Source organism: Rhizobium sp. CECT 9324, assembly GCF_918741265.1.
Taxonomy (GTDB): domain Bacteria; phylum Pseudomonadota; class Alphaproteobacteria; order Rhizobiales; family Rhizobiaceae; genus Allorhizobium.
The window spans coordinates 1,909,334-1,925,178 of record NZ_CAKKMZ010000001.1 but is presented as its reverse complement, the minus strand read 5'-3'; the positions used below and the strand labels follow the sequence as shown (position 1 = coordinate 1,925,178).

The following is a 15,845-nucleotide window of genomic DNA, read 5'->3' as shown; positions in this document are numbered from 1 at the left end:
GTCCTTTGGCGCCAACCGGCTCAACGGCTCGGCGCCTTCCCATCGGTTTCGTTGATGTGCCCATTCAATGCTTTTGCTGTTGTCCGAGGCGCAGGCGACTTATTGTCGGCCAATTGATCCGGGATAGACCGTCTGATTCCCCCACCGCTCGCGCAGAAAAAACCAGTTCATGTATGACATCCGTCCGCTCATCCCCCTTCTTCTCACAGCTGGCATTCTGATCGGGGGCAATGGCCTGCAGGGTACCTTCATATCGCTGAGAGCACTCGAAGAGGGGTTTTCGCCTTCGGTGATCGGCATGATCGGCACCGGCTATTTCATCGGTTTCGTGATCGGTTGCATCTACGTCACCAAGATCATGCGCTCGATCGGCCATATCCGCACCTTCTCGGCGCTCGCCGCCATCGCATCCGCCGCATCGATCATGATGGTGATGGTGATTGATCCGGTCTCCTGGTTTGCCATGCGCCTGATCCAGGGCATCTGTTTTGCCGGGCTGTTTGCCGTCGTCGAAAGCTGGCTGAACGCGCGCGTGACCAATTCCACAAGAGCACGCACGCTGTCGATCTACCGTTTCGTCGACCTCGGCTCGGTCACGGCAGCGCAATACCTGATTCCGGTCTTTGGCCTGAGCGGCTTCGACCTTTTTGCCATCATCTCGATGGCGCTGACACTCTCGCTGGTGCCGATCTCGTTTGCCGATCGCACCAGCCCTGCCCCGCCGCAGGACGTGAAATTTGATATCAAGGTGCTGTGGTCGGTCTCGCCGCTGGCCACCGTCGGCTGCATCATCGTCGGCCTGACCAATTCCAGCTTCCGGTCGCTCGGCCCGATCTATGCCGACGGCATCGGCATGTCGGTCACCGGCATTGCCACCTTCATGAGCATCGGCATCTTTGCCGGCATCGTGTTGCAGTATCCGCTCGGACATTATTCCGACAAGCTCGACCGGCGTGTCGTGATGCTGATCGCCACGTTCGGGGCGCTCGCGGCCTGCATCTTCCTCGCCTTCTTCGCTGGCGAAAGCGAGCTTTTCAATTTCATCGGCATCTTTGCATTCGGCGCATTCGCCATGCCGCTCTATTCCCTGTGTTCCGCCCATGCCAATGACCATGCCGCACCGGGGCAGCATGCACTGGTATCGGCCGGCACCCTGTTCTTCTGGTCGGTCGGTGCCGTCATCGGGCCGCTGTTTGCATCCTTCCTGATCGATGCCTTCGGACCACATGCGCTGTTTACCTACATGATCGTCGTGCTGGCCTTCTTCATGGGCTATACATTCTTCCGGATCACCGCGCGCGAAGGCGTGCCTACGGAACAGCGGCGCATGCGCTTTCGCAATCTTCTGCGCACCTCGACCTATTTCACCAAGCTTGCCGCGCCGCCGTCCGAAAGAGACGACTGACGACCTGCGACAGCATGGTCGTGTCTGCTCTATTGCTGAAATCACGCCTCAACTTTAGAACAGCGGAAACCATTCGGAGGCTCCCGTGTTTCGTCCCTCGCGCCGCACCCTCTTGAAATCCGCGGCCGTCGCCGGTGCCTATGGTGCCGGCATGGCCTTTCTGCCGCGCATCCATGCGGCGCTTGCGGCACCCGATCCGATCCGGCTCGAAGCCCGCGGTATCGAAGCAATGCTCGATGGCAAGGCACCGACGCGCCAGGTGATGAGCTACAGCGACGGCCGATCAATCGATGCCGCGCCCCCGGTCCTGCGCGTCCAGCGCGGTGAAAAATTCGCCGCCACGCTGATCAACACCCTTGACGAGCCGACCACCGTGCACTGGCACGGCATCCGCCTGCCGAACGACCAGGACGGCGTGCCCTTCCTCAGCCAGCCTTATGTCTATCCGGGCGACCGGTTCGACTACGCTTTCAGCCCTCCCGATGCCGGCACCTTCTGGTACCACCCGCATTGCAATACCTTGACGCAGATGGGCCGGGGGCTGGCCGGCATGCTGATCGTCGAGGACAGGAACGATCCGGTGTTCGACGGCGAAGTGGCGCTCAACCTGCGTGACTGGCGGCTGGGTGGCGACAGCCAGTTCATCGACCAGTTCAAGCCGCGCGATGCGGCCAAGACCGGCACATTCGGCACCGTTCGCACCGCCAACTGGCAGCTCACGCCGACCTATGACGCGCCAGCGGGCGGACTGGTGCGCCTGCGCATTGTCGCCTCGGACGTTACCCGTATCTTTAATCTCAAGCTTGACGGCGCCGAAGCCGACATCATCGCCATCGACGGCCATCCGGTACCGGAACGCCTACCGCTCGACATGGTGGTGATCTCGCCCGGACAGCGGCTCGATCTGGCGGTTCGCATGCCGGATCATGAAGGTAGCCTTGCCACGTTGACGGACATCCGGCCGTCCTCGCCGAAAGTGGTGGCGAGCCTGCGCTCCGTCGGCCCGTCGCTGAAGCGCAACCTGGGCGACCTTGGTCCGCTTTCGGCCAATGCCGGTATCGAGATCGACATGGCCAGCGCCACCGAAATCCCGCTTCTGCTCAGTGCCACGGCCGAAAACGCCGCCCGGGACAGCATTTGCGGAACGCTGGGCTATTCCTTCTGGGCGATCAACAAGAAGCCATGGCCCGGCGACAGCGCCGATCCGATGGACCCGATCGCGGAGCTGAAACTCGGAAAAAGCTACATTTTCAATGTCGAGAACGTCACGCCGCATGCGCATCCGATCCATCTGCACGGGATGAATTTCAAGGTCATCGCCTCGAACAAGGGCAGCATTCAACAACCGCTGGTCTCCGACACCTATCTGATGTTGCCGGACGAGAAGGTGCGACTGGCTTTGGTCGCCGACAACCTTGGCGACTGGGTCTTCCATTGCCATATCATCGAACATCAAAAGACCGGGATGACCGGCTATATGAGGGTGGTTTAAGGTCATGGATTCTTCGACGGACATGTCGGCGACAATGCGCATCCACCAGCCCTATCCGGGTCTGTTTGCCTATTACGACGGGCGCATCGCCGGAAAGCGGCTGCATTCTCCGGAACCGAACTGGCTCGACGACGGCGCCTATAGCCTCGGCGTCGCCAGCTTCGCCCTTGTGTCGGGCCATGAGGCGCTGGTCTATGACACCCATATCTCGCTCGATCATGCGCGCGCCATCCGCCGCCATCTCAAAAGCCTGGGCGTCACGTCGATCCGGGTGGTGATGAGCCACTGGCACACCGACCATGTTGCGGGCAACGGGGGCTTTGCCGACTGTCCGATCCTCGCCAACAGCCTGACGATCGAGACGCTGAAGGCCAAGCGCGAGGTTCTGGAAAACAAGACACCGCCGATCATGCCGGTGGTGATGCCGACAGAGAGTTTCGACAGGCAACTGTCCCTGACCATCGGAAGCTGGACCGTTGAACTGCTGCAATTCGATATCCATAGCGCCGACGGCACCGTGCTGTTCATCCCGGCGATGGGCGTGCTGCTGGCGGGCGACACGTTGGAAGACACGGTCACCTATATTTCCGAGCCGGAGCATATCCATCGGCATATCCACGACCTGAAACGGATGGCCGAACTGCCGATCCGGCGCATCCTGCCCAATCACGGTGCGGAAGAGATCATTGCCGCCGGCGGTTATCCGCCCTCGCTGATCGAGGCGAACCGCCTCTATCTCGAGCGTCTGCTTTCCCGCATAAACGATCCGCATCTCGGTGAAGATAGCCTCGCCGTCTTTGCCGAACCGGAGATTTCATCCGGAGCCACCATCTATTTCGCACCCTATGAGGAGGTGCATCGGCAGAACATCGCTGTCCTGCGCGGCGCGCTCCCGGATGAATAGTGGCGAATTAGTGGCTGCAAAGCGGGGTCGCATGCGCCTTTGGCACCCGTTCATATTGACATCGCCGGCCAGAAGGGAAAGTAAGGTTGATCCGTATTTTTCCATGACCGAGACGAAATGATCGATACCACTGCCGCGCTTGAGGAGGCTTGCCGCCAACTCGCCAAATCCGATTTCATCACGATCGACACGGAATTTCTCCGCGAAACGACCTTCTGGCCTGAACTCTGCCTGATCCAGATGGCGAGCCCGGACTTCGAGGCGATCGTTGATCCGATGGCCAAGGGTCTGGATCTGGCGCCGTTCTTCGAGCTGATGGCCAATACCGCCGTGGTCAAGGTCTTCCATGCCGCCCGGCAAGACATCGAAATCATCTTCCATCTCGGCAATCTCATCCCGCATCCGATCTTCGACACGCAGGTGGCGGCGATGGTCTGCGGCTTCGGCGACTCGGTCTCCTATGACCAGCTCGTGCAGAAGGTGAAGAACGTGCATATCGACAAGAGCTCGCGCTTCACCGACTGGAGCCGCAGGCCTTTGTCGGAAAAGCAGCTCGATTATGCGCTGGCCGATGTCACCCATCTGCGCGACTGCTATATCAAGCTGAAGGCCGATCTCGAGCGCGAAGGCCGCGCCGAATGGCTGACCGAGGAAATGGCCATCCTCGAATCCCGCGATACCTACGACCTGCATCCCGACCAGGCCTGGCTGCGTCTGAAGATGCGCCTGCGCAAGCCGCAGGAACTGGCCGTCATGCAATATGTCACCGCCTGGCGCGAACGCGAGGCGCGCGCGCGCAATGTGCCGCGGTCGCGTGTCCTGAAAGACGATGCGATCTATGAGATCGCCCAGCAGCAGCCTAAGGATACGGAAGCGCTCGGCCGCTTGCGGACAATTCCGAAGGGCTGGGAGCGCTCGACCGCCGGCGCCGTCATCGTCGAACAGGTCAATGCAGCCCTCGCCCTGCCGAAATCCGAAATGCCGCATGTCCAGCGCCACACCCATGCACCGGAAGGTGCACAATCCGCCGTCGAACTGTTGAAGGTGCTGCTGCGCCTGACGTCCGAGAAACATGGGGTTGCGTCCAAAGTCATCGCCAATAGCGAAGACCTGGAACGCATTGCCGCCGAAGGCGAAAATGCGCCGGTGGCCGCACTTCAGGGCTGGCGCCGCGAATTGTTCGGCGATCTGGCACTGAAGCTGATTTCCGGTGGCGTCGGTCTTCGTTTCGTCGACAAGCGTGTCGAAGCTGTGGAATTTTGAGCGGTGACGGCGCTCACTTTGCGGCATGCAAGACCGGATGACATCGGGTTTGTCATGGCAACCGAACGTTTGCCGGGCTATGACAGCTTCATCGGCCAATACAGCGAAGCCGAGCACCAAAGCAACATGGCATCGGCCGCCTTTTGTTACCTGATTGGGCAAGACGATGACGAAACACCGATCGGCTTCGTCATCCTGAATGATCTCGACCGCCGCGACGGCAATATCTGTGTCAAGCGGATCGCGGTCGCCACGCCGGAAAAGGGCTATGGCTCGAAGCTTCTGATGGCGGCCGTCGAATATGCCTTCCGCGAGACCCATGCCTATCGGTTGTGGCTGGACGTCGTGCGAGAAAACGCCCGTGCCCGCGCCGTTTATGGCCGGACCGGTTTCATCGAAGAAGGCACAATGCGGCAAGCGGCCGTGATGCCTGATGGCAGTCGCACCGATATGCTGATGATGTCGATGCTCCGGCCGGAATGGGCCGCCAAACAAAGCGATTGAAGCCATGGAACTTCCCTCCCCGCTGCGTGCCGCCGTCGACCAGATGCTGGCCGGGGAGCCGCTTGAGCGGCTGGCCAAGGCCAGTGCCCTGTTGTCCGACCGTTATCGCCGCGAAGTGCGCGATGGCCGGTTTCACATCGATGATGCCCTTGCGGCAAAGGCGTATCTGGCGACACGCATGCCGGCGACCTATGCCGCCGTGCGCGCGGCCCTGTCGATGGTCGAGGACGTCGCTCCCGACTTCGAGCCGCGGACCCAGATCGATCTCGGCTCCGGTCCCGGCACAGCCTTCTGGGCAGCGCAGGATGCATGGCCGCAGATGCAGTCCGCCGACATGGTCGAGGCCAGCGCGGCGATCCGCAGCGTCGGCGATGCGCTGGCCAGGCACGCAACGGTTCCCGCCCGCTGGCATGCCGGCGACGTGACGGCAAAGATCCCCCCGCTTGCGCCCGCTGATCTCGTGACGCTTGCCTATGTGCTGGACGAACTGCCGCCCGCAACCATCTCTGCCGTCACGACAAAGCTCTGGGCGCTGACCACCAGCATGCTGGTCATCATCGAGCCTGGCACGACAGCCGGCTGGCAGCGTATCCTTGCCGTTCGCGAGACGCTGAAGGCTGCCGGCGCCCATCTGGTTGCACCGTGCTCGCATGAACAAGACTGTCCGATCGCGGTGCCGGACTGGTGCCACTTTTCGCGGCGCGTCGCCCGCTCAAGGGTGCATCGGCTGGCGAAGGGGGCGGAGGTGCCGTGGGAGGACGAGAAGTTCATCTTCATCGCCGTATCGCGCTCGCCCGTCACACTGTCCGGCGCGCGCGTGCTGTCACCGCCGCGTGTGTCGGGTGGCGTCGGCCGCGTCAAGCTCTGTCGCACCGACGGGTCGGCGGGCGAGGTCACACTGAGCAAACGTGACGGCGATGCGTTCAAGCAGGTCCGCCGTGCCGATTGGGGCGATCGCATCGACCTGGAGACCTGAGCCGTGACGATCACACTGGATATCACGCTTGCCGAAAGCCTCGCCGCCATTGCCCTCGGCCATGTCGGCCGCGAATATCCAAACCAGATCTCGCACGGGCTCGATGGACCGCAGGATGCGCAGGTACCGTCGCAACTGCATCCGATCTTCTACGGCAGCTATGACTGGCATTCCTGCGTGCATGGCTACTGGACGCTGGCGCGGCTGTTGCGGCTCTATCCCGGCATGGTCCATGCCGAGGCCATCCGCCGCCTGTTCGACACGATGCTCACCGATGGCAAGGTTGCCGGCGAATGTGCCTATTTCGACCGGCCCTCGGCGCGCGGCTATCAGCGTCCCTATGGCTGGGGCTGGCTGCTGAAGCTTTCGACCGAATTGCACGGGCATGAGAATGCGCTGTGGAGTGCCACGCTTTCACCGCTGACGCAGCGCATCGTCCAGCGCTTCAACGACTTCCTGCCGATCGCGACCTATCCCGTGCGGGTGGGAACGCATTTCAACACGGCCTTTGCGCTCCGGCTGGCGACAGACTATGCCCAGACGGCAGGCGACGACGAACTGCTTTGCCTGTTGCAGAACACGGCCCTGCGCTGGTACGGCACCGACCATGACTGCACCGCCTGGGGCGAACCTTCCGGCGACGACTTCCTGTCCTCGACCCTGATCGAAGCTGAATGCATGCGGCGACTGATGCCGGCCAAGGACTTTGCCGACTGGTTCGATCGCTTCCTGCCTGATCTTGCTCGCCAGGAACCGGCTGTCCTGTTTTCACCGGCGCGGGTGTCGGACCGCTCCGACGGCAAGATCGCCCATCTCGACGGACTGAACATCAGCCGTGCCTGGTGCTGGCGTTCGCTAGCGGGTTTTCTGCCGGCCGATGATGCGCGCCGTCCCCTGCTGCTGACGGCGGCCGATACGCATCTCTCTGCCGGTCTAGGGCATGTCGCGGGTGACTACATGGGTGAACACTGGCTGGCGAGCTACGTCATGCTGGCCTTGACGGAGACACCAGCATGAACCTTCCCTTGATAGCAGGACAGGTCATCGTTGCAGGCCAGGCCGAAGGCGAAATTCTCTACAGCGATGTGCCGCTCAGCTTCTGGGGCGGCGTCGATCCGACCACCGGCGAAGTGATCGACCGGCATCATCCACTCAGTGGCGAGACGCTCGCCGGTCGCATCCTGGTAATTCCGAGCAGCCGCGGTTCGTGCTCCGGCAGCGGCGTCATTCTCGAGCTGATCCTCAACGGCCATGGGCCCTCGGCCATCCTGCTGGAGCGCCCCGAAGCCATCATCACGCTTGGCGTGATCGTCGCCGAGGAAGTGTTCGGGCGGTCGATCCCCGTCCATTGTCTGGGCACGGAAGCCTTCCACGCGCTCGCCGACATGAGCCTCGTCCAGGTCTCTGATACCGCATCCGATCTGTCCAACGCGCCAGCCTCTCAGATTACCCTGTCGGCCAGGGATCAAGCACTGCTTGACGGGCGCCACGGCGAAGCGGCACAGGTTGCCATGCGCATCGTCCTGCGCATGGCTGCCATCGAAGGTGCTGCCGAACTCATCGATATCACCCAGGCCCATATCGACGGCTGCATCTATACGGGGCCTGGCGGGCTCGCGTTTGCCGAACGGTTGCGCGATCTCGGCGGCAAGGTCACCGTTGCGACCACGCTCAATGCAATTTCCGTCGATCAGCGACGCTGGCGGAGCCAAGGCATAGAGAGCGGCTTTGGCGAGGCGGCCAGCCGACTGGCCGACGCCTATGTCGGCATGGGGGCGCAACCGAGTTTCACCTGTGCGCCCTATCTGCTCGACACGGCACCGAAACGTGACGAACAGATCGTCTGGGCCGAATCCAATGCCGTGGTCTATGCCAACAGCGTGCTCGGCGCCCGCACGATGAAATATCCCGACTATCTCGATATCTGTATCGCCCTGACCGGCCGGGCGCCCAAAGCCGGCTGCCATCTCGACGCGGAGAGGCTACCGAAACTGCGTATTAGCCTTCCACCTCTTTCGGAAGTCGATGACAGCTTCTACCCGCTGATCGGCTATCTCACCGGCCTGCTCGCGGCCGATGATATTCCGCTCATTGACGGCATGGCGGATCTTGCGCCGGACAGTGATGACTTGAAAGCCTTTGGTGCCGCCTTTGCGACGACCTCCGGCGCACCGATGTTCCATATCGCCGGCGTGACACCCGAAGCGCGCGATGCCGACGACTTCAGGGCGCTGTCCATTCGCCGCGTCGTGGTCAGTCAGGCCGACCTGCTGCGGGCCTGGGGCGAGCTGAATGGCGCACAAGCCGGCCCGGTGGAGCTCATCTCGCTTGGCAATCCGCATTTCTCCGCAACGGAAATCGCCCGGCTGGCGACACTCTGCGCGGAGAGAACCAAACATTCGGATGTGGCGGTCATCGTCACCTGCGGTCGCTGGACGCTCGAGCAAGCGCGAAAATCCGGCCATGTCGCCGACCTGGAGCGCTTCGGCGTGCAATTCGTTGCCGACACCTGCTGGTGCATGATCGTCGAGCCACTGATCCCACGGCACACAAAGACGATCATGACCAACTCGGGCAAATATGCTCATTACGGCCCCGGGCTAACCGGCCGGACCATGCGTTTCGGCAGCCTGGCGGATTGTGTGGACGCGGCCGTTTCGGGGCTGGACCTCGACCGCCTGCCCGACTGGATCGCTGCGCCTTGAATGAATGTCAGCCGTGCATTTTCGCACCCTTGGTGATCTTGTCGGCAAGCTTCTTGTCCGTACGCAGTGCAATGCCGACCACTTTGGCGTCATCCGGTGCAAATTCCGCAAATATCCTGCGGTTGTCGGCGTCGTGACCGGTCGAAAACATCTCCGCGACATAGAGCGAGCACGGCACCTCGCGCGCCAGCGCACGGCGATGAATGGCTCGCACCGTCTCCTGATCGCCCGACAGGACCACCATGGGCTGGATGCAGAGCGGATTGTAGACATGGCCGGCGGCATCGCGGTAAGGCTCGCCGAGCAGGCTGCTGTTGGCCCCAACTATGCCGCTGACCAGAAAGGCGGTAACATTGAGTTTCTGCCAGGTAAGCAAATCCTCCCTGAGGACAATGACGATTTTGGTGTCGAACATGAAGCGCTCCGAAGCGGGCTGGTTTGATAATGAGGCGCAGCTTGCAAGCCCCGCCTGCGATGGTCTTGAACGTTCGTGCAGTTCGGTTGACCTCATCCGGACCGGCGCCGAGACCCGCGGGATCGAACGCATCGAGGCGATGTTCTACGGCAACCAGTTTTCTCCGCACAGGCACGATACCTATGCGCTCGGGCTAACGCTCAGCGGCGTCCAGACATTTGCCTATCGCGGCATGTCCCGCTTCAGCATGCCGGGCAATGTCATCGTGCTCCACCCCGACGAGCTACACGATGGCGGAGCCGGCACAGAGGTCGGGCTGCACTACCGGATGATGTATATCCCGCCGGAATATCTGCGCGAGGCCGGTGCTGGTGGAGCGACGGCGCTGCCCTTCGTCGCCAATCCTGTGCTTTCCGATGCCGGTCTCGCCCAGGCATTGGCAGAAGCCCTGGCGGATCTCGAGAACCCGATCGGTGATCTTGCCCATGCCGATCTGCTGTCACGGATCGCCGATGGCATTGGACGCCATGCGCAGGAGACACCCAGGCTGTCGCCCAGGGCCGAGCGGGCGGTGCAGAAGGCCTGCGTCTATCTTCGCGACAATGCGACGACGACCGTACTGTCGGAAGACCTCGAAGCGGTCACCGATCTCAACCGCTATTCGCTCGCCCGCCAGTTTCGTCTGGCCACCGGCACCAGCCCGCATCGCTACCAGGTCATGCGCCGGCTGGAACAGGCAAAGCGCCTGATGCTGAAGGAAGTGTCCATCGCCGAGGCGGCCATCGCGGTCGGCTTTGCCGACCAGAGCCATCTCACCCGGCATTTCAAGGCATCCTACGGTATGCCGCCCGGCCGATGGCTGATTCTGGCCAGTCAGGGCAGACCTGTTCACAGTCACTGAAACTTCATCGAACGGCAATCCGTGCGACATCAAGCCTGCCTAAGCATGCGGCGTTCCATCCTTCCCAAAAAAGGTGACGCCATGAAAAAGGCCCTTCTGACTTCCGTATCCCTTTGCCTTCTGTTTTCCGCCCCGGCCATGGCCGAGGAAAAAGCCTATTCCGCCAAGCTCGTTTCTCATGCCATCCTGCCGGCCAACACGATCATCGCGGCACCGGCCGATGCGCCGGCGCACCTGAAGACATCGGGCAAGTTCACCACCGCCGATCGCAAGCGCACGGACGGGCTCGGCACCGTTCCGGGCAAGGACGGCGTTCGCGAAACCGGCCTGAAAATGCCGTTCGACGGCCAGGCCATGCAGGGCTTTTCCGGCATCAAGACTATGGAGGACGGCACATTCTGGAGCCTGTCCGACAACGGCTTCGGCTCGAAGATCAATTCCAGCGATTCCATGCTGATGCTGCATCATATCAAGTTTAACTGGGATGCCGGCAAGGTCGAGCCGATCGAGACCGTGTTCCTGTCGGATCCGGACAGACGAGCTCCCTTCCCGATCGTCATGGAAGGTTCCGACAGCCGCTATCTGACCGGCGCCGACTTCGACGTCGAATCGATCCAGCCGGTCGCCGACGGCTTCTGGGTGGGCGAGGAATTCGGCCCCTATCTGCTGAAGTTCACCAAGGACGGCAAGCTGACCGATGTCATCGCCACCAAGGCCGGCGAGATCGAAGTGAAGTCGCCGGACAATGTGACGCTGGTCGTGCCGGCCAATCCGACGGCGAAGATGCCGGTCTTCAATCTCAAGCGTTCCGGCGGCTATGAAGGCCTTGCCATGTCGAAGGACGGAGCCAAGCTTTACGGCCTGCTCGAAGGTCCGCTCTATCTCGAAGACGGTTCGGTCGAGAAGGCGGATGGTCTGACCGCGCTGCGCATCATCGAGCTGGATGTCGCCTCCAAGGCCTGGACCGGTCGCAGCTGGCTCTATCCGCTGTCGGAAGGCGGTGAGGCAATCGGCGACTTCAACATGATCGACGCCACGACGGCGCTTGTGATCGAGCGCGACAATGGCGCCGGCACGGCGGAGAAGGCCTGCGCCGACCCCAAAGCACCGGCCGCCGATTGCTTTACCGTTCCAGCCAAGCACAAGCGCATCTACAAGATCGAGATGTCGGATGAAAACGTCGGAAAGGCCGCGCGCAAGATCGGCTACATCAATCTGATGAAGATCGAGGATCCGGACAACAAGAAGCTGCAGGGCGGCGGCGAAGGCTTCCACGACATGCCATTCGTGACCATCGAAGACGTCGATGTCGTCGATCCGACCCATATCGTCGTCGGCAACGACAACAATCTGCCGTTTTCGGCCGGTCGTGCGCTGGACAAGGCGGACGACAACGAGTTCGTTCTGCTCGAAGTCGGCGACTTCCTCTCGGCCAAGTGAGCCGAACAATCTGCTCGCCAGACATGAAAGGACCGGGTTTGCACCCGGTCCTTTTTCGCTTTTGTGTGTCTGCGCTTTATTCGAACCTGAAAACCAGTCGCTTACCGGTCAGCTTGGCCAACTGTTGCAAGCGTCCATCCAGGCGTTCGCCGGCGAAATCGAAGTATTCGTGCGGAACGACGAATTCGAGATCGATATCGGGTCGTTCAGACCGCTGGAAGCGCAGATTGTGCACGACGCCCGGCATCGAGGCAGAGAAGAGATAGACGACGCGCAGAAGCCCGCCCAGAAGCTTCGCGCGCTCGAGCAGACGCTCGGTCGCGATCGCGGCCAGTGGGCCAGTCCGGCCATCGTCGTAAAGCCCTTCAAAACGGTAGTAATTGGTCAGGGCGATGAAGGCGCGCCCTGGATGCGTGATGCCGACAAAGGAGGAATGGGCGATCACGTTGAGCGCCTGCAGACCACGATAGTCCGGATGGGCGCGCCAGCTGATATCGGCGAGCAGGCAGGCTGCCTGGCGATACCGGGCGTCTTCTTCCGTTTCGTCGATGTCGAACTGCGGCATCATCTGCCCGGTCCAATCTGCCAGTTCGCGCGCATGTTCCGGGGAACGGGCACGCAGGATTGCCAGTTCGTCAGCCGCTTCGACCAGAGGGTCGAGCGCCTTTTCGTCTTCGGACAAAAGCGAATAGAGATATCCCTCGCGCACGCCTTGCGCCGAAAAGCAGACGCTTTTCGGCCGCATGACCTCGATCACTTCCCGCAGCGCCACGGCACCGAACGGGATCAACGTGCGGCGGTTCTTGGAGATTGTTGCCCAGGCCGGGTCGCGGCTGTTCGTGCCGGCAATGATCTCCTCGAGGAAGAAGGCGATCTCGTCATAAGCAAGCTCATAACCCTGCATCATGTGCAGCGGATATTTGCGGATTTCCATATGCAGCTTGGCAATGTTGCGCCACGTTCCACCAACGGCATAGAAGGTCCGCCCCTGGCCGTTCCGCAGCAATTGCGCATCGCCGACCAGCTTCCTGGCAAGGAGCCGCGCTTTCGGCAGCGAGCCAGCCACGGTCTCGGACAACCGCAATCCACCGAGCGGAAGCGTAATACCCTTGCCGAAGTCGCGGCCGCGGATATCGATCAGTTCGAGCGAGCCGCCCCCAAGGTCGCCCGCGATGCCGTCGGCGTGGTGAAAGCCGCTAATGATGCCAAGCGCCGAATAGAGCGCTTCTTCCTCGCCGCTCAAAACCTGGATCTCGTGGCCGAGAATTGCTTCCGCGCGTGTAATGAAGTCGGCACCATTGGTCGCGTCGCGGGCTGCGGCGGTCGCGAGCACATACATCCGGCTCGCCTGCGCCTGTTTCGACAGCGCATTGAAGCGCCGCAGGGCTAGCAGCGCACGCTCAACGCCTTCGTCATCCATGCGGCCAGTTGTGGCCAGACCCTTGCCCAGTCCGCACAGGACCTTCTCATTGAACAGGACCGTAGGTGCACGCGACAGGCCCTCATAGACCACGAGACGGATCGAGTTGGAGCCGATGTCGACGACAGAAACAGGGGCGATACCAGGCAGACGCCCCCGCGCTTCAGATCTTGTCATGAAGTTCCAGTTTTATCGTTTCCTGCCGGAAATCAGACCGGCGATCAGTTTCGGTGCGCTCGATTTCAACGCTTCACCCCGACCCGACAGGCTTGGGTTGGTCATGAAATAGTGCTGCGCGTTGAACGGTTCCTCACCCTGCCGCACCTCAATGCGACGAGACGTGCCATCGGCCAATATCTCGTAGCTCTGCTGATTGTCAATCAGATTGCCCAGCATGATCTGTGACAAGACCTGCTCATGCACGGTCGGGTTGATCAAGGGTACCAATGTTTCCACGCGTCTGTCGAGATTGCGCGGCATCATGTCGGCCGAACCGATATAGACAAGCGCCTTTTCCGACGGCAGGCGGTGACCGTGGCCGAAACAGAAGATGCGGCTGTGCTCAAGGAAGCGGCCGACGATGGACTTCACCCGGATATTTTCCGAAAGGCCCTGCACCTGCGGCCGCAGGCAGCAGATGCCGCGAATGACCAGATCCACCTCGACGCCAGCCTGGCTTGCCCGATAAAGCGCATCGATGATGTCCGGATCGACCAGAGAATTCATCTTCATCCAGATTCCGGCCGGCAGACCGTTCCTGGCGTTCTGGGTTTCCTCCTCGATGTGACGAAGGATGCGTGGACGAAGCGTATAGGGCGAGACCGCCAGCTTCATGCTTTCCTCGGGCTCGCCGTAGCCGGTGATGAAATTGAAGATATTCGCCATGTCATGGGCGATCTTCGGATTGCAGGTGAAGAAGGACAGGTCGGTGTAAATCTTTGCCGTGATCGGGTGGTAGTTGCCGGTGCCGAGATGGCAATAGGTTCGCAGCTTGCCGTCTTCCCGGCGCACGACCATCGACATCTTGGCGTGGGTCTTCAGTTCGATGAAGCCAAAGACGACCTGGACGCCGGCGCGTTCCAGGTCGCGGGCCCAGCGGATGTTCGCCTCTTCGTCGAAGCGGGCCTTGAGTTCGACCAGCGCTGTCACCGATTTCCCGGCATCGGCGGCATCGATCAGGGCGCGGACGATCGGGCTGTCATTGGATGTGCGGTAGAGGGTCTGCTTGATCGCCAGCACGTCCGGATCGCGCGCCGCCTGGAGCAGGAACTGCACGACGACGTCAAAGCTCTCGTAGGGATGATGAACGATCATGTCCTTTTCGCGGATCGCGGCCAGGCAGTCGCCGGCATGTTCGCGCACGCGTTCTGGAAAACGGGCATTGTAGGGTTCGAAGCGCAGGTCCTGGCGTGGCGCCTTGCAGATCTCGGAAATGGTATTGAGCGCGAGAAGACCCGGCAGAACCGCGACACGATTGTCCGGCACATTCAGTTCATGAACAACGAACTGGCGCAGAGCCACCGGCATTTCGCTGTCGACCTCGATGCGGATAACCGAGCCGCGCCGGCGACGTTTCAAGGCCGTTTCGAAGAACCGCACCAGATCTTCAGCCTCTTCCTCCACCTCGATATCGCTGTCGCGAATGATACGGAAGGTGCCGAAACCCTTGACCTCGTAGCCCGGATAGAGCCTGTTGATGAAGAGGCCGACGACATCCTCAAGCGTGATGTAGCGGATCGTCTGGCCCTGGTCCTGCAGGCGGATGAAGCGGTCGAGCGTCGGCGGCAGGCGTAGCAGCGCGGTCATCGGTTCGCCGGTGCGGCTGCTGGCCAGTTGAAGCCCCATGGAGAAGCCGAGATTGGGGATGAAGGGGAACGGATGGGCCGGATCGATCGACAGCGGCGTCAGAACCGGGAAGATCGAATCCTCAAATGTGTTGGCCAGCCAGTTGCGATCTTCGTCCGACAGGGCTGCCGGACGGACGATCAGGATCTCCGCCTGGGCGAGATACTGCTGCAGAACAGCGAGCGAGGCTTGCTGCTCCATCTGCAGGTTGTCGATTTCCTTCAGGATGTCATTGAGCTGCTCGGCCGGCGTCTTGCCGTCGGGGCTCCTGATGGTGATGTTCTGACGCACCTGGCCTTCCAGACCTGCGACGCGCACCATGAAGAACTCGTCGAGATTGGCGGCGGAGATCGACAGGAAACGTACGCGTTCCAGCAAGGGATGGGCAGTGTTGAGGGTCTCTTCAAGAACGCGACGATTGAACTGCAGCCAGGAGAATTCGCGGTTGATGAAACGCAGCGGGCTGTTCATCAAGTCATCCGGCGTCAGCACCTCGGCTTCGCCGTGGCCGTCCATCTCGGTTACCGCAGAATCCATAATCCCGTCCCTTCGTTATTCTTTGCTGGCCGAATATA

At 61.3% G+C, this 15,845-nt stretch carries 13 protein-coding genes; 10 read left to right on the top strand and 3 right to left on the bottom strand.

The window, feature by feature from the left end; translation table 11 throughout:
* Positions 1–169: 169 nt before the first annotated feature.
* From LQ231_RS09520 to LQ231_RS09485, 8 genes are all read left to right on the top strand, one after another.
* The gene (locus tag LQ231_RS09520) at positions 170–1,405 is read left to right on the top strand and encodes an MFS transporter (RefSeq protein ID WP_113140934.1); all 1,236 of its coding nucleotides are present in this window, start codon (positions 170–172) and stop codon (positions 1,403–1,405) included.
* Between the two features lie 85 nt (positions 1,406–1,490).
* The gene (locus LQ231_RS09515) at positions 1,491–2,897 is read left to right on the top strand and encodes a multicopper oxidase family protein (protein ID WP_230171176.1); all 1,407 of its coding nucleotides are present in this window, start codon (positions 1,491–1,493) and stop codon (positions 2,895–2,897) included.
* A gap of 4 nt (positions 2,898–2,901) precedes the next feature.
* Positions 2,902–3,801 carry an MBL fold metallo-hydrolase gene (locus tag LQ231_RS09510; protein WP_230171175.1) on the top strand — a complete coding sequence of 300 codons (900 nt, stop codon included), beginning with the start codon at positions 2,902–2,904 and terminating at the stop codon, positions 3,799–3,801.
* A 117-nt stretch (positions 3,802–3,918) separates the two neighbouring features.
* Entirely contained in the window at positions 3,919–5,064 is a 1,146-nt protein-coding gene (gene rnd / locus LQ231_RS09505; protein ID WP_113140931.1) for a ribonuclease D, read from the top strand.
* Positions 5,065–5,067: 3 nt separating this feature from the next.
* Complete coding sequence (locus LQ231_RS09500) at positions 5,068–5,568, top strand: GNAT family protein (RefSeq protein ID WP_290371352.1); 501 nt, start codon at positions 5,068–5,070, stop codon at positions 5,566–5,568.
* A gap of 4 nt (positions 5,569–5,572) precedes the next feature.
* The gene (locus tag LQ231_RS09495) at positions 5,573–6,544 is read left to right on the top strand and encodes a small ribosomal subunit Rsm22 family protein (protein ID WP_230171173.1); all 972 of its coding nucleotides are present in this window, start codon (positions 5,573–5,575) and stop codon (positions 6,542–6,544) included.
* A gap of 3 nt (positions 6,545–6,547) precedes the next feature.
* Positions 6,548–7,561: a DUF2891 domain-containing protein gene (locus tag LQ231_RS09490; RefSeq protein ID WP_230171172.1), complete on the top strand. Its 1,014-nt coding sequence runs from the start codon at positions 6,548–6,550 to the stop codon at positions 7,559–7,561.
* Positions 7,558–9,249 carry an aconitase X gene (locus LQ231_RS09485; RefSeq protein ID WP_230171171.1) on the top strand — a complete coding sequence of 564 codons (1,692 nt, stop codon included), beginning with the start codon at positions 7,558–7,560 and terminating at the stop codon, positions 9,247–9,249. Before LQ231_RS09490 ends, LQ231_RS09485 begins: the two co-directional genes overlap by 4 nt.
* A 7-nt stretch (positions 9,250–9,256) precedes the next feature.
* On the opposite strand, the gene LQ231_RS09480 is transcribed toward LQ231_RS09485, so the two are convergent.
* A complete protein-coding gene (locus LQ231_RS09480; RefSeq protein WP_230171170.1) occupies positions 9,257–9,664 on the bottom strand; it encodes a DUF2000 family protein in 408 nt (135 codons plus the stop codon).
* On the opposite strand from LQ231_RS09480, the gene LQ231_RS09475 reads away from it, so the two are divergent.
* Both LQ231_RS09475 and LQ231_RS09470 read left to right on the top strand, forming a co-directional pair.
* Positions 9,663–10,565: an AraC family transcriptional regulator gene (locus tag LQ231_RS09475; protein ID WP_230171169.1), complete on the top strand. Its 903-nt coding sequence runs from the start codon at positions 9,663–9,665 to the stop codon at positions 10,563–10,565. The genes LQ231_RS09480 and LQ231_RS09475 overlap by 2 nt on opposite strands.
* An 81-nt stretch (positions 10,566–10,646) precedes the next feature.
* Positions 10,647–12,005 carry an esterase-like activity of phytase family protein gene (locus tag LQ231_RS09470; protein WP_230171168.1) on the top strand — a complete coding sequence of 453 codons (1,359 nt, stop codon included), beginning with the start codon at positions 10,647–10,649 and terminating at the stop codon, positions 12,003–12,005.
* Positions 12,006–12,081: 76 nt separating this feature from the next.
* Here the strand turns inward: LQ231_RS09470 and ppx are convergent, their stop codons facing one another.
* Both ppx and LQ231_RS09460 read right to left on the bottom strand, forming a co-directional pair.
* Entirely contained in the window at positions 12,082–13,602 is a 1,521-nt protein-coding gene (gene ppx, locus LQ231_RS09465) for an exopolyphosphatase (protein ID WP_230171167.1), read from the bottom strand.
* A 12-nt stretch (positions 13,603–13,614) separates the two neighbouring features.
* On the bottom strand, positions 13,615–15,807 hold the full coding sequence (locus tag LQ231_RS09460) for an RNA degradosome polyphosphate kinase (protein WP_113140924.1): 2,193 nt from the start codon (positions 15,805–15,807) through the stop codon (positions 13,615–13,617).
* Between the last annotated feature and the right edge of the window lie 38 nt (positions 15,808–15,845).

Coding starts and splice junctions, on each gene's coding strand:
- LQ231_RS09520 (WP_113140934.1), top strand. CDS start 170: ATGTATGACATCCGTCCGCTCATCCCCCTTCTTCTCACAGCTGGCATT.
- LQ231_RS09510 (WP_230171175.1), top strand. CDS start 2,902: ATGGATTCTTCGACGGACATGTCGGCGACAATGCGCATCCACCAGCCC.
- rnd (WP_113140931.1), top strand. CDS start 3,919: ATGATCGATACCACTGCCGCGCTTGAGGAGGCTTGCCGCCAACTCGCC.
- LQ231_RS09495 (WP_230171173.1), top strand. CDS start 5,573: ATGGAACTTCCCTCCCCGCTGCGTGCCGCCGTCGACCAGATGCTGGCC.
- LQ231_RS09485 (WP_230171171.1), top strand. CDS start 7,558: ATGAACCTTCCCTTGATAGCAGGACAGGTCATCGTTGCAGGCCAGGCC.
- LQ231_RS09475 (WP_230171169.1), top strand. CDS start 9,663: ATGAAGCGCTCCGAAGCGGGCTGGTTTGATAATGAGGCGCAGCTTGCA.
- LQ231_RS09480 (WP_230171170.1), bottom strand. CDS start 9,664: ATGTTCGACACCAAAATCGTCATTGTCCTCAGGGAGGATTTGCTTACC.
- LQ231_RS09470 (WP_230171168.1), top strand. CDS start 10,647: ATGAAAAAGGCCCTTCTGACTTCCGTATCCCTTTGCCTTCTGTTTTCC.
- ppx (WP_230171167.1), bottom strand. CDS start 13,602: ATGACAAGATCTGAAGCGCGGGGGCGTCTGCCTGGTATCGCCCCTGTT.
- LQ231_RS09460 (WP_113140924.1), bottom strand. CDS start 15,807: ATGGATTCTGCGGTAACCGAGATGGACGGCCACGGCGAAGCCGAGGTG.